The sequence below is a fragment of the Stenotrophomonas sp. 116085_Sma genome (assembly GCF_056479585.1).
The window spans coordinates 1,635,007-1,648,103 of sequence record NZ_CM151057.1; the positions used below are offsets into that span (position 1 = coordinate 1,635,007).

Consider the following 13,097-nt stretch of genomic DNA (forward strand, 5'->3'; position numbering starts at 1 on the left):
TGGGCTCGGCCCTACAGGTTGGCTATCGCGAGAACTCGCGCAGCATCACCGCGATCGAGGCCACGTTTGCCAGTACGCACAGCCAGAACGCCCACTGGAACGTGGCCTTGCGGTGCTTGTGCCGGAACACGGCCTGGCCCAGCAGCGCGCCGGGCCAGCCGCCGGCGAACGCCAGCAGCTGCAGGGTACGTTCGGGAATCCGCCACTGCTTTCGCTGCGCCGCGCGCTTGTCGTGACCGTACAGGCCGAAGGACACCGCGCTGGCCAGCAGGCACCAACCGCCCAGCCACAGTGGCAGCACGCCGCTGATCATCAGCGCGATCAACGCGCCGAACGCGGCCAGCGCCAGGTTGCGCCGCCAGCCCACTTACAGCGCGTCGAGGAAGCCGCGCACGGCCGGGCCGAAACGATCGAAGTCGACCAGGAAGGCGTCGTGGCCCTGCGGTGACTCCAATCCGATGAAATGCGCTTCAGCGCCTCCGGCACGCAGGCCGTCGGCGACCTGTTGCTGCTGCTGCACCGGGAACAGGATGTCGGTGTTGGCGCCGATGGCCAGCGCCTTCTCCACCCGGATCTTCGCCAGCCCCGCCAGCACATCGCCATCGGCGTACTCGGCCAGGTCGAACCAGTCCATCGATCGGCTCAGGTACAGATAGCAGTTCGGGTCGAAGAAACGCACGAAGCGCCGCGCGTGCCCTTCCAGATAGCTTTCCACCTGGAATTCCAGGCCGAACGGATCATCATCGGTCTGGTCCGAATCCAGCCGCACGCGGCCGAAACGGCCGTCCCATTCCAGTGCCGAGCGATAGGTGATCACGCCCAGCTTGCGCGCCATGCGCATGCCGGACTCGGGATACGCGTCGTCGTCGTAGTGGCCGCCGTTCCAGCGCGGATCAAGGCGGATCGCCTCGCGCTGCAGCGAGCGGATCGCGATCGAGAACGGCAACGCCTGCGCGCTGCCGGAAATGTTGACGTGGCTGCGCGCGATGCCCGGATGCAGCATCAGCACCGCCAGGGCGGTCATGCCGCCCATCGAATTGCCGATCACGCAGGCCAGCTGCTCGATGCCCAGCGCATGCACGACCTCGATGGCGGCGCGTGCGCCGTCTTCGATCGACAGCTCGGGGAAGTCGAGGCGATACGGTTCGCCCGTGGCCGGATTGAGCGAGGCGGGGCCGGTGGAGCCTTTGCAGCTGCCCAGCGAGTTCACGCACACCACGAACCAGCGGTTGGTATCGATCGGCTTGCCGGGACCAACCATGCCTTCCCACCAGCCCGGTGCCGGATTGGCATCGTTGGCCGCTGCGTGCGCATCCGGCGAAAGACCGGTCACGATCAGGATCGCGTTGCCTGCGTCGGCAGCCAGCGTTCCCCAGGTTTCATAGGCCACGCGGGCGCCGTGCAGGGCGCCACCGCGCTTGAACGAGAACGGCGAGGGCAGGGCATGGAAACGGGTGCCGGGTGGGATGAATTCAGTCATGCGGGCATTCTAGCGGGGCCGGATGTGCAGCTGGCGACATGCTGGTTTCCATCGGTGGCCGTATCCACGCATGGCGTGGATCTACTGTAGCGCCGAGCCCATGTTCGGCTGCCGAGCATGGGCTCGGCGCTACAGGTCAGGGAAACCGCAGCTCAACCACGCCGTCATGCGGCAGGCTCACCTTCACCGGCACGCTCTGCAGGTCGCCCTCGCTGCGGTTGGCGCTACCGGTACGCGAGATGCGTGCCAGCACTTCCACTTCGCGATGTGCCGACAGCGGTGCGGTCGGCATTGGACTGTCACCGTCGCCCAGCCCGACCGTGGCCGGGAAGCCGGCCAGCGGCAGCTTGCGCGCGGCCACCGGCATCGGCGGGCCGCCGACGGCACGGGCCAGCACGAACACCTGGGTGCTGGCTGGCCACTCGTTCGCCTTCATTGCAGGCAGCTGCACGCGCACCTGCAGCAGCGCCTGCGGCGTAGCAGCGGCAGCATCAGGTGCCTGGCCGGCAGCTTCGCGGGCGATTGCGATCTGTGCCTGCAGTGCCTGTGCGGCGCCCGGTTCCAGTCGCGGCAGCAGGCTGCTCCAGACGTCGGCGGCTTCGGCATTCCGGCCCCGCTGGCGCAGGGCGATGCCGAGCAGCCAGCTTGCGCGCTCGGCATCGGGTGCCAGTGTGCGCGCCTGCTGCAACCAGGCCATTGCGGTGTCATCGAATTGTTTGCCGGCGTCGGCCTGCGCACGTGCCTGCGCGGCTTCCACCAGTACGCCCGGATCATCCGGTGCCAATGCTGCGGCCCGCGCGAACGCGCCCGCCGCAGCTGAGGCATTGCCCAGTTCGGCCTGCGAACGACCCAGCAGGGTCCAGCCATCGGCCCGCTGTGGGTCACGCTCCAACGCATCCTGCAGGGCCTGCACGCCATCGCGCAGCGTCGCCACCGAGGGCGCCGGCTGCACCTGTGCGGCGCGCGGATCGCCCACCAGCAGGTAAAGGCAGGCACCGGCCACGCCAAGTGCAATCACGCCCACCGCGAAACCGCGGCGACCGTGGTGGCGCAGCGGCCACAGCACCAGCGCTGCCACCAGCGCAGCGACCAGGCCGGCCAGCATCGGCAGCCAGTGGCTCACCATCCATCTCCTTCATCGGCCTTGCCGGCCGGCGCGGCGCCGACCGTGCGTCCACGACGGCGGACGATCCCCAGCACCACCAGTGCGCCCGCACCCAGTACCAGAAGCGGCCCCCCCCACAACAGCCAGGTGCCTGGTTGCAGCGGTGGCTGGTAGAGAACGAACTCACCATAGCGCGCGACCAGGAACTGCTTGATCTGCGCATCGTCGTGGCCCTGCTGCATCAGCTGCAGCACCTCGCGGCGCAGGTCCTGGGCGATCTGTGCGTTGGAATCGGCCAGCGACTGGTTCTGGCATTGCACGCAGCGCAGCTGCGCGGCCAGGTCATGGAAGCGGCGTTCCTCGGCGCCATCGCGGAACTGCAGCGGCTGCGGATCGTGCAGCGGCTGCTGGGCCGGCACGGCCAGTGGCAGCATCAGGAGCAGCAGCGCCAGCAGCCAGCGCATGGGCTCAAGGCGCCGTGTGCAGGGTGTTGCCGGCATTGCCCTGGGCCTTCTCGATCTTCTCCAGCGCCGGGATCAGCTTCTCGTCGACCACGCGCTGGGTCATCGCGCCGCTGTATTTCCAGCGCACGACGCCACTACCGTCTACCAGGAAGGTTTCCGGTGCAGCGGTCACGCCCCAGTCGATCGCGGTGCGGCCTTCGACATCGCTGAGCACCACCATGAACGGGTTGCCCAGCTGTTCCAGCCAGTGCAGCGCGTCGGTGGAGTCATCCTTCCAGTTGTAGCCGATCACGCGCACGCGCTTGCTCTCGGCGAAGCGGGTCAGCACCGGGTGTTCCTCGCGGCAGGCCGCGCACCAGCTGCCCCATACGTTCAGCAGGTAGGGCGCACCGCGCAGGTCGTCGCTGTGCACGATCATTTCCGGGTCGTGCAGCACCGGCAGCGCGAACGCCGGCGCCGGCTTGTCGATCAGCGCCGAGGGCAGCACGTCGCGCTGCGGATCGCCCGATTTCATCACCCCGTAGATCATCAGCCCAAGCAGGCCGAAGAAGAACAGCACGCCGATCACGATGGCTACCGGCGGCAGCGGGCGGGAAGGGCGAGGGGCGGGGGACTCGGACATGGGAACTCCTACGGACGACGGAAACGGCGGTCGGCGGCGGTGATGAATCCGCCCAGGGCCATCAGCAGCGCGCCCAGCCAGATCCAGCGCACGAACGGCTTGATGTGCACCCGTACCGCCCATGCATTGTTGCCCAGCGGCTCGCCCAATGCCACGTAGACATCACCGTCGAAGCGTGCATCGATGCCGGCCTCGGTCATCACCTGGCCGCCACTGGCGTACTGGCGCTTCTCCGGATGCAGCAGGGCCTGCTCGCGGCCGTTGCGGAACACCCGCAGATGGCCGCGATCAGCGATGAAGTTCGGCCCTTCGCGATGGTCCACGCCTTCGAAGCGGACTTCGTAGCGACCGACCACCAGCTGCTGGCCCGGCGCCAGCGCCACTTCGCGCTGCACGTTCAAGGCTTCCACCAGCAGCGCGCCGGCCAGGAACACGGCGATGCCGGCGTGGGCGACGATCATGCCGAGCATCTCGGCGGTGAAGCGGCCGTTGCCGCGCAGGCGCTGCCAGACGAAGCGCGCGGTGCCGATTCCAACCCAGGCCGCCGCGGCGACGCCAAGGCCGGCCTTCCAGCCGTTCTGCGGCGCCTGCCACCAGGCCAGGGCGCCCAGCAGCACGGCCAGTCCCAGCCATGGCGCCAGCAGCGCGAATGCACGCGAGGGCTGGTCGCGTTGCCACTTCACCAGCGGGCCGAACGGCAGCAGCAGCACCATCGGGGCCATCAGCAGCAGGAACAGGCTGCCGAAGTAGGGCGGCCCGACCGAAATCTTGCCCAGCGACAGCGCATCGGCCAGCAGTGGATACAGCGTGCCGAGCAGGACCATCGCGCAGGCGGTGGCCAGCAGCAGGTTGTTGGCCAGCAGCAGGGTCTCGCGCGAGGTGGCGGTGAAGCCACGGCGCGGATCATCGGCGTCCACGCTGAGCTGGTTGGCACGCAGCGCGTACAGCAGCAGGCTGCCGCCGACCAGCACCGACAGGAACACCAGGATGAACAGGCCGCGCGACGGATCGGCGGCGAACGAATGCACGCTGGTCAGCACGCCGGAGCGCACCAGGAAGGTGCCCAGCAGCGACAGCGCGAAGGCGGCGATCGCCAGCAGCAGGGTCCAGCTGCCGAAGGTGCCGCGCTTTTCAGTGACGGCCTGCGAATGGATCAGTGCCGCACCGACCAGCCATGGCATGAAGCTGGCGTTCTCCACCGGGTCCCAGAACCACCAGCCACCCCAGCCCAGCTCGTAGTACGCCCACCAGCTGCCCAGGGCGATGCCCAGGGTCAGGAAGCCCCACGCAACGTTGGTCCAGGGCCGCGTCCAGCGCAGCCAGCGCGCATCCACGCGGCCTTCCAGCAGCGCGGCCACCGCGAACGCGAACGGCACCGCGAAGCCGACATAACCGATATAGAGCATCGGTGGATGGATGATCAGGCCCGGGTCCTGCAGCAGCGGGTTGAGATCGCGCCCTTCCAGCGGCGCCGGGTTCAGGCGCAGGAACGGGTTGGAGGTGAAGATCAGGAAGGCGAGGAATCCGACGCTGACGATGCCCATCACCGCCAGTACGCGCGCCTGCACCGGTCCCGGCAGGTGCCGGGAGAACAGCGCCACCGCGCCGGTCCACAATGCCAGCACCAGCGCCCACATCAGCAGCGAGCCCTCATGCGCGCCCCATACCGCCGAATAGCGGTAGATCATCGGCAGCAGCGAATTGGAATTCTCGGCCACGTAGCGCACCGAGAAGTCCTGCTGCACGAACGCGGCGGTGAGCGCCGCGAACGCACCGGCGAGCAGCAGCAGCTGCGCGAAGGCGGCCGGTCGTGCCACCGCCATCCACGCCGTGTTGTTGCGATGCGCGCCCACCAGCGGCAGGCCAGCCTGCAGCAGCGAGGCCAGCAACGCACACAACAGCAGGATCTGACCCAGTTCGGGCAGCACTCAGCGCACCTCGGGTGCCGTCACCGGCACGTCGTGCTTGCGATGGGCATCGCCCATCTTGTCCGCCACTTCCTTCGGCACGTACTTTTCATCGTGCTTGGCCAGCACTTCGTCGGCGACGAAGACACCGTCCTGCAGGCGGCCACTGGCGACCACGGCGGTGCCTTCGGCAAACATGTCCGGCAGGATCCGCGAGGTGGTCACCGCCAGCTGTGCATCGCCGTCGGTCACTTCAAAGCGCGCCTCCAGCGAGCCGACCGGCCGGTTGAAGGAGCCCTTCACCACCATGCCGCCCAAGCGGAAGCGCGACTGTGCATCGACATCGCCGCGCAGTACTTCGGCGGGCGTGTACAGGTAGGCAATGTTGCGTTCCAGCGCCATCGCCACCAGTGCGGTGGCCAGGCCGGAAGCGAGCAGGGCCAGCAGCACCCAGGCCAGGCGGCGACGCTGCACCGGCGTCATCGTTCCAGCTCCGTCGGCAGCGACGCCACTGCGTCCTGCCTGCCGGCGCGGGTCTGCTGCCGTTGTTGGCGGGCCAGTGCCAGCCGGCGTGCCACGCGCAGGCGCAGCCACGAACCGATGGCATCGGCGCCGAGTACCAGCACGAACACGGCGTAGGCGCCGATCACGTAAGGCAGGTGGGTCATGGCTGGGCCTCCCCGGCTGGGCGTGCGGCATCGACGCGGCCACCGACCCAGGCCTTGCCGGCCTCGCGGTCGAGGTTGTCGGCGCGTGCCTTGGCCAGCACCGAACCGGCGAACCAGAACTTGGTGCCGATCACCATCCACCACAGCGGCGCGATCATCGCGCTGCTGATCGCCGATTCACCGAATACGTTGATCGACTGGCGCTGATGCAGGCCACCCCACCAGTCCACCGAATAGCGGATCACCGGCAGCAGGCTGACGCCGACGATGGCCAGCAGGCCGGCCGCGCGCGCGGCGCTGCGGCGGTCCTCGATGGCGTGGTACAGGCCGATCACGCCCAGGTACAGGAACAGCAGCACCAGCTCACTGGTCATGCGCGGGTCCCAGTCCCACCAGGTGCCCCAGGTGCCCTTGCCCCAGATGCTGCCGGTCAGCAGGGTGATCAGGGTGAAGCCGGCGCCCATCGGCGCACAGGCCATGGCCAGGATCTCGCAGACCTTGATCCGCCAGATCAGCGCGATGGCCGCATACAACGCCATCAGCGCGAACACGAACAGGCTCATCCAGGCACTGGGCACGTGGATGTAGAGGATGCGGAAGCTGTCCAGCTGCTTGGCCTCCGGCGGCACCACCAGCAGCGCCTGCCACATGCCGACCAGCAGCACCGGCACCGCGGCGAGGTAGAACACCCGCGACCAGCGGTCAGCGAAACGGTCGAACGTGGGCGGTGAACCGAGTTGGTGGAACCAGCGGACAATCGGATTCATGCGTGGCGGCTATCCAGCAGGGGTGGATTGGCTCTCAGCTCGGTCAACTCAGAGAAATACGTATTGCAGCAGCAGTGGCCAGTGGTGCCAGCACCAGTGCGACCAGCAGGCCGGCGCCCAGCATCAGCAGCGCACCGACCGGATCCTGTCCGCGTCCGGCTGCCGCCAGGCTGCCTGCGCCGAACACCAGCACCGGCACGTACAGCGGCAACGACAGCAACGCCACGAGAATACCAGAGCGCCGGATGCCTACGGTCAGTGCTGCGACCACGCCACCGATCAGGCTCAGCAACGGTGTTCCCAGCAGCAACGATGCCAGCAACATCGGCAGCTGGTCATGCGGCAGATGCAGCATTTCCGCCAGCAACGGGCTGACGATGATCAGCGGCAGGGCGGTGGTCGCCCAGTGCAGCAGCACGCGCACCAGCACCAGCCAGGCCAGCGGTACCGGCGCCAGCAGCCATTGCTCCAGCGAGCCATCCTCGGCATCGGAACGGAACAGCGAATCCAGCGACAGCTGCCCGGCCAGCAGCACCGCCAGCCACAGCACCGCGCCAGCGGTGGCGCTCAGCAGTTTCGGTTCGCGGCCCTGGGCCAATGCGAACAGCACCACCACCAGCACCGCGAACAGCAGCGGCTGCAGCGCATCGCCGCGACGGCGCCAGAGCAGGCGCAGGTCGCGCTTGAGCAGCGCACCCGCAGTCTGCCACAGGCCCGGTTCGGTGCCCGGCGCGATCATGCGGCACCGCCGAGGTCGAGCTGGCGGGTACGCACGGGCGGTGCGGCATAGGCGCCGTGGGTGGTGACCAGTGCCGCGCCACCGGCGCGCAGGTGCGCCGAGATCATCCGGTTGACCAGGGTGATGCCCTCCAGGTCGAGGTTGGCATAGGGTTCGTCGAGCAGCCACAGCGGCGCCGGCGACAGCCAGATGCGCGCCAGCGCCAGGCGCCGCTTCTGCCCGGCGGACAGGTGACGCACGAGGGTGTCTTCGTAGCCGGCAAGGCCGACGATGGCCAGTGCGTTGCCCGGCATCTGCCGCGCACGACGGCCGTGCAGGCCACACAGGAAATGCAGGTTCTCCAGCGTATCCAGGTCCGGCTTCAAGGCCGGCAGGTGGCTGAGGTAGGCCACGTAGCGTGCACGCTCGGCATTGCTGGCCGCCTTGCCGTCGATCCGCACCTGACCGGCGCCGGGCCGGGCCAGGCCGGCCAGCACGCGCAGCAGGGTGGTCTTGCCGGCACCATTGCCGCCCTGCACCAGCAGGGCTTCGCCGGCGTCCACATGGAAGTCCAGCGGGCCGAACACCGGCTCGTCATTGCGGGAGAAGCTCAGGCCGCTGGCGGCCAGCAATGCAGGGGTGTTCAAGGGGCAGGGGTCTTCATGCCGGAGTGCGGCGGCAATTGTAGCGGTGAATGCTGTCCCGGTAGCGCCGGGCCATGCCCGGCGGCCGCAAGGCATATGCAAAGAGCCGCCGGGCATGACCCGGCGCTACCGGCTGAACCCACAGTCGCAGCGTGGATTTCGTACACTTCTGGGCCTCGTTCCCCCAGACTCCAGGCCGATGCAACCCAACACCAAGCTGCCCAAGGTCGGTACCACGATCTTCACCGTGATGTCCCAGCTCGCTGCCGAACACGGCGCGGTCAACCTCGGCCAGGGTTTCCCGGACTTTTCCGCGCCGCAGCGCCTGATCGATGAGACCGCCAAGGCGATGGCCGCCGGGTTCAACCAGTACCCGCCGATGACCGGCGTGGCGCCGCTGCGCCAGGCCATCGCGCAGAAGGCACTGGACTGCTACGGCGCGCAGGTCGATGCGGACAGCGAGATCACCGTCACCAGTGGCGGTACCGAGGCCATCTTCAACGCCATCCACGCCGTGGTGCGTGCCGGCGAAGAAGTGATCGTGCTCGACCCGGCCTATGACTGCTATGAACCGGCGATCGACCTTGCCGGTGCCAGGGCCGTGCACGTTTCGCTGGACCCGCAGACATTCGCGGTTGATTGGGACCGCGTGCGTGCAGCGATCACCCCGCGTACCCGCATGCTGATCGTCAACACCCCGCACAACCCGTCCGGTGCGATGCTGTCGGCCCAGGACATGCAGGCGCTGGCCGAACTGCTGCGCGGCACGCAGATCTACCTGATTTCCGATGAAGTGTATGAGCACATCATCTATGACGGCCGTCGCCATGAATCGGCGCTGCGCTACCCGGAACTGCGCGAGCGCGCGTTCGTCATTTCCAGCTTCGGCAAGACCTACCACTGCACCGGCTGGAAGATCGGCTATGCAATCGCGCCGCCGGCGCTGACCGCCGAGTTCCGCAAGGTGCACCAGTACAACACCTTCACCAGCTTCGGCCCGGCGCAGTACGGTTTCGCCGCGATGATCCGCGACGAGCCGGAACACCATCTGGAGCTGGGCGCGTTCTACCAGGCCAAGCGCGACCGTTTCCGCGAGCAGCTGGCCGGCACCCGCCTGAAGCCGCTGCCGGTGCCGGGCGGCTACTTCCAGCTGGTCGACTACTCGGCCATCAGTGACCTGCCGGACCACGAGTTCGTGAAGTGGCTGACCATCGAGAAGGGCGTGACCGCCATCCCGCTGTCGCCGTTCTACGAGAACCCGCCGGCCGGCCAGCGCCTGGTGCGCCTGTGCTTTGCCAAGAACGAAGCGACCATGGACGCGGCGATCGAACGCCTGCGGCTGCTGTGAGCGGAGCAGTGACCATGCAGGACCTGCGCATTTCCCTCGTCCAGGGCGATACCCGTTGGCATGACCCGGCGGGCAACCGCGCCTACTACGGCGCGCTGCTGGCACCGCTGGCGGGCACCACCGATCTGGTGATCCTGCCTGAGACCTTCACCAGTGGCTTCTCCAACGACGCCATCGCCCAGGCCGAAGGCATGGACGGCCCGACCGTGGCCTGGGTGCGCGAACAGGCGAAGGCGCTGGACGCGGCGGTGATCGGCAGCGTGCAGTTGCGTGATGGTGAAGGCGTCTACAACCGCCTGCTGTTTGCCACGCCTGATGGCGGGCTGCAGTACTACGACAAGCGCCACCTGTTCCGCTATGGCGGCGAGCACGAGCGTTATGCCGCTGGCCGTGAGCGCCTGAGCGTGGAATGGAAAGGCTGGCGGATCAATCCGCAGGTCTGCTACGACCTGCGTTTCCCGGTATTCTGCCGCAACCGCTACAACGTCGAGCGTCCCGGGCAATTGGACTTCGACCTGCAGATCTTCGTCGCCAACTGGCCGTCGGCGCGTGCCTACGCGTGGAAGACCCTGTTGCGTGCACGGGCGATCGAGAACCTGTGCTTCGTGGCGGCGGTGAACCGCGTCGGTGTCGACGGCAACCAGCTGCATTACGCCGGCGACAGCGCGGTTCTGGATTTCCTCGGCCAGCCGCAGGTGGAAATCCGTGAGCGGGAACAGGTGGTCACCACCACCATTTCGGCCGAGGCGCTGGCCGCACATCGCGCGCGCTTCCCGGCCATGCTTGACGCCGATGCCTTCCACCTCGACGAGCAGGCCTGAACGCTGCCGCACCAGCGCGCGCGCCTGCATCCAACCTGCACGCGCGCGCTGCTAGATTCGCCACCAGTCCGACCGAACTGGAAGTCCTGCCATGAACAAGTCCTTCGCACTGCTGCTGGCCCTGTCCGCCGCATCGTTGGCCCCGGCCGCACAGGCTGCCGGCAACCTCGATTGCGAGCTGCGTTACAACCTGTCCGGTTGGTCGCTGATCTACAAGACCGCATCCGGCAATGGCACGGTCACCTGCAGCAATGGCGCCAGCATGCCGGTGCGCATCGAGATGAAGGGCGGCGGCCTGACGGTCGGCAAGTCGAAGATCACCAATGGCCGCGGCAGCTTCACCGGCGCCGTGAGCGTCAACGAGCTGCTGGGCACTTACGCGTCGGTCGGCGCGCATGCTGGTGCGGTGAAGTCCAGCAATGCGCAGGTGATGACCAAGGGCGATATTTCGCTGGCCCTGTCCGGCACCGGCAAGGGCTGGGATCTGGGCGTGGACGGCGCCGCCTTCACCATCAGCCGGCGCTGAGCCGTGCCGGCCGCTGCAGCCACAGGGCCAGCAGGCCGCACAGGATGAGGGTCGGTGCCAGCAGTTGCAGTGCACCGACCACGGCCATCGCTGCGCCGATCAGCAGGTAGTAGAGCAGGCCGAACAGGGCGCCTGCGCTGCCCAGGCAGTGCGGGTATCCGCGCAGGGCCTGGCCCAGCACATTGGGAATGGCCAGGCCGAAACCGGCCACCACCGGTACCATCGCCGCGACCAGTGCCGGTTGATTGCGCAGCAATGCAGCCAACAGCCCGCCGGCCAGCACCAGTCCCGCGGCGAGCCGGATGCGCGTGGCCGAGGCAATGCCTGCGCGCAGCAGGCGAGCATTGCCCCATGCACCCAGCGCCGAGCCCAGTGCCAGCACCGCGCCGCTGGCACCGAACCAGGCCAGCGGCCAGTGCAGGCGTTCGAACACGAAGGGGCCCAGCGCGTACCAGCTGTACATGGCCACGTTGAACGCCATCACCAGCAGCGCCTGCGACCAGATCCAGCGATCACGCAGCAGTTGCCACAACAGTGGCAGCAGGGGCGTGTGCACGACTTCGGCAGGGCGGCTCTCCTGCAGGCCGGATGTGCATCCGAGCATCAGCAGGATGACCATCAGCAGCAGGCCGGCCTGCACGCCGGCATAGCCATGGCCGTTCACAAGCAGCACACCCAGTGCCAGCCCGATCGCCGGGCTCAAGGCCAGCGCCATGCCGATCCACGAGAACGCCTGCGCCAACGCGGGTCCCTGCAGGTGGTCGCGCAGTACGGTCTGGGTGACGACCGAGGCCGCCGCCGCACCCAGTGCGGCCAGTGCCTGTGCCAGCAGGACCTGGCCGAAGGTGCTGGCCAGCAGGCCGCCGCAGGCCGCCAGGGCGAACACGGCCAGGCCGCAGAGCAGGGCAGGGCGACGGCCGATATGGTCGGCCAGCCGCCCCCATAGCAGGACACCGGCGGCGAAACCGAACAGGTACAGGCTCATGGCCTGGCTGGCGGCGGCAGGGGGCAGTGCGAAGCGCCCGGCGAGGTCGGCCAGGGCAGGGCTGTACAGGGTCTGCGCAAGCTGGGGGAACATCAGCAGCGCGATGGTAAGCAACAACAGGCGACGCGACATGCGGGCGCTCCGCAAACAGGGCCGCGCATTGTGGTGGCGCGTGCAATGGCGCACTCTCTCTATCCTGTCATTGAATGTATGAAATCGGACATGGCCTGGTTGCAACCGGACGCGTATTTCGACGCCGATGCCTGGAGCGCTCCAGTGCTGGGGATCGCGGCCTCATTGGCAGATCACGACTCGGGTTGGCACCAGCATGCACGTGCGCAATTGCTGTACACCCGGCAGGGCTGTACGCGCCTCACCTACGGTGATCGCATTAGCCTGCTACCACCCGCCCGCGCGGCGTGGATTCCGGGCGGGCTGCGCCATCGCGCGCAGATGCGCCAGGCGGTCGACTACCGTTCGTTGTACTTCAACGCCACCCTGTCGGCCCAGCTGCCCCGGCAGCCGGCGATCATCGGCGTGGGGCCGCTGCTGCAGGCCTTGCTGGAACCGATCGCGCAGGCACCGTTCGACCATGACTGGCGGGCACCGCACGCGCACCATCAACTGGCGCTGTGCGTGCTGGAGATCGCTGCTGCACCGGTGGCGCCGATGGACCTGCCTCTGCCGCGTGATCCACGGATCGCACGTTGCCTGCCGCTGGCCGAGCAGTTGCCGCCCGAACTGGGCGAGCTCGCCGCGCGTGCGGGCCTGAGCGTGCGCACGGTCGGCCGGTTGATGCAACGCGATACCGGCATGGGCTATCAGGCCTGGCGCCAGCAATGGCGACTGATGCGGGCCATGGAGTTGCTGCTGCTCGGCCATCGCGTCGCGCATGTGGCGCAGGACACTGGCTTCTCCGCCGAGAGTCCGTTCATCGCCTTCTTCCGCAGCATGACCGGCACCACACCTGCCGCCTTCCAGCGCCACGCTCTTTAAAGAAAAACCCCGGCCTGCGCCGGGGTTTTTCATTTCATGCGTGCCA

General features: G+C 67.9%; 16 protein-coding genes. 4 read left to right on the forward strand and 12 right to left on the reverse strand.

Annotated elements, in window-relative coordinates; genetic code table 11:
• Nucleotides 1-22: 22 nt before the first annotated feature.
• The 11 genes from ACZK0Z_RS07585 to ccmA all read right to left on the reverse strand — a co-directional run bounded on the left by ACZK0Z_RS07585 (nucleotide 23) and on the right by ccmA (nucleotide 8,492).
• Nucleotides 23-367: a DUF1294 domain-containing protein gene (locus tag ACZK0Z_RS07585; RefSeq protein ID WP_111202851.1), complete on the reverse strand. Its 345-nt coding sequence runs from the start codon at nucleotides 365-367 to the stop codon at nucleotides 23-25.
• On the reverse strand, nucleotides 368-1,480 hold the full coding sequence (gene metX / locus ACZK0Z_RS07590; protein WP_197632412.1) for a homoserine O-acetyltransferase MetX: 1,113 nt from the start codon (nucleotides 1,478-1,480) through the stop codon (nucleotides 368-370).
• Between the two features lie 136 nt (nucleotides 1,481-1,616).
• Nucleotides 1,617-2,606 carry a tetratricopeptide repeat protein gene (locus ACZK0Z_RS07595; protein ID WP_197632413.1) on the reverse strand — a complete coding sequence of 330 codons (990 nt, stop codon included), beginning with the start codon at nucleotides 2,604-2,606 and terminating at the stop codon, nucleotides 1,617-1,619.
• Nucleotides 2,600-3,049 (reverse strand): cytochrome c-type biogenesis protein, encoded by a 450-nt coding sequence (locus ACZK0Z_RS07600; protein WP_106550050.1) that lies wholly within the window; start codon nucleotides 3,047-3,049, stop codon nucleotides 2,600-2,602. The genes ACZK0Z_RS07595 and ACZK0Z_RS07600 overlap by 7 nt, the downstream gene beginning before the upstream one ends.
• Before the next feature lie 4 nt (nucleotides 3,050-3,053).
• Nucleotides 3,054-3,671 (reverse strand): DsbE family thiol:disulfide interchange protein, encoded by a 618-nt coding sequence (locus ACZK0Z_RS07605; RefSeq protein WP_197632414.1) that lies wholly within the window; start codon nucleotides 3,669-3,671, stop codon nucleotides 3,054-3,056.
• An 8-nt stretch (nucleotides 3,672-3,679) separates the two neighbouring features.
• Nucleotides 3,680-5,599: a heme lyase CcmF/NrfE family subunit gene (locus ACZK0Z_RS07610; protein ID WP_197632415.1), complete on the reverse strand. Its 1,920-nt coding sequence runs from the start codon at nucleotides 5,597-5,599 to the stop codon at nucleotides 3,680-3,682.
• Nucleotides 5,600-6,061 (reverse strand): cytochrome c maturation protein CcmE, encoded by a 462-nt coding sequence (ccmE, locus tag ACZK0Z_RS07615; RefSeq protein ID WP_049430568.1) that lies wholly within the window; start codon nucleotides 6,059-6,061, stop codon nucleotides 5,600-5,602. It lies immediately after the preceding gene.
• Complete coding sequence (ccmD, locus tag ACZK0Z_RS07620) at nucleotides 6,058-6,246, reverse strand: heme exporter protein CcmD (RefSeq protein WP_197620328.1); 189 nt, start codon at nucleotides 6,244-6,246, stop codon at nucleotides 6,058-6,060. The genes ccmE and ccmD overlap by 4 nt, the downstream gene beginning before the upstream one ends.
• Nucleotides 6,243-7,013, reverse strand: a complete 771-nt coding sequence (gene ccmC, locus ACZK0Z_RS07625; RefSeq protein WP_197620329.1) for a heme ABC transporter permease CcmC — start codon at nucleotides 7,011-7,013, stop codon at nucleotides 6,243-6,245. The genes ccmD and ccmC overlap by 4 nt, the downstream gene beginning before the upstream one ends.
• Before the next feature lie 43 nt (nucleotides 7,014-7,056).
• The gene (ccmB, locus tag ACZK0Z_RS07630; RefSeq protein ID WP_049430573.1) at nucleotides 7,057-7,752 is read right to left on the reverse strand and encodes a heme exporter protein CcmB; all 696 of its coding nucleotides are present in this window, start codon (nucleotides 7,750-7,752) and stop codon (nucleotides 7,057-7,059) included.
• On the reverse strand, nucleotides 7,749-8,492 hold the full coding sequence (ccmA, locus tag ACZK0Z_RS07635; RefSeq protein WP_458998525.1) for a heme ABC exporter ATP-binding protein CcmA: 744 nt from the start codon (nucleotides 8,490-8,492) through the stop codon (nucleotides 7,749-7,751). Before ccmA ends, ccmB begins: the two co-directional genes overlap by 4 nt.
• Nucleotides 8,493-8,574: 82 nt before the next feature.
• Here ccmA and ACZK0Z_RS07640 point away from each other — a divergent pair, with 82 nt between their 5' ends.
• The 3 genes from ACZK0Z_RS07640 (at nucleotide 8,575) to ACZK0Z_RS07650 (ending at nucleotide 11,070) form a co-directional block, all read left to right on the forward strand.
• Complete coding sequence (locus tag ACZK0Z_RS07640) at nucleotides 8,575-9,723, forward strand: pyridoxal phosphate-dependent aminotransferase (protein ID WP_197620224.1); 1,149 nt, start codon at nucleotides 8,575-8,577, stop codon at nucleotides 9,721-9,723.
• A 14-nt stretch (nucleotides 9,724-9,737) separates the two neighbouring features.
• Nucleotides 9,738-10,544 (forward strand): amidohydrolase, encoded by an 807-nt coding sequence (locus ACZK0Z_RS07645; protein WP_197632417.1) that lies wholly within the window; start codon nucleotides 9,738-9,740, stop codon nucleotides 10,542-10,544.
• A gap of 91 nt (nucleotides 10,545-10,635) precedes the next feature.
• Nucleotides 10,636-11,070, forward strand: coding sequence for a hypothetical protein (locus ACZK0Z_RS07650; protein ID WP_049430579.1), 435 nt, complete (start codon nucleotides 10,636-10,638; stop codon nucleotides 11,068-11,070).
• Here the strand turns inward: ACZK0Z_RS07650 and ACZK0Z_RS07655 are convergent.
• Nucleotides 11,057-12,187, reverse strand: a complete 1,131-nt coding sequence (locus ACZK0Z_RS07655; protein WP_197632418.1) for an MFS transporter — start codon at nucleotides 12,185-12,187, stop codon at nucleotides 11,057-11,059. The two genes, ACZK0Z_RS07650 and ACZK0Z_RS07655, sit on opposite strands and share 14 nt — an antisense overlap.
• A gap of 90 nt (nucleotides 12,188-12,277) precedes the next feature.
• On the opposite strand from ACZK0Z_RS07655, the gene ACZK0Z_RS07660 reads away from it, so the two are divergent.
• Entirely contained in the window at nucleotides 12,278-13,051 is a 774-nt protein-coding gene (locus ACZK0Z_RS07660; RefSeq protein ID WP_197620227.1) for an AraC family transcriptional regulator, read from the forward strand.
• Nucleotides 13,052-13,097 lie beyond the last annotated feature (46 nt).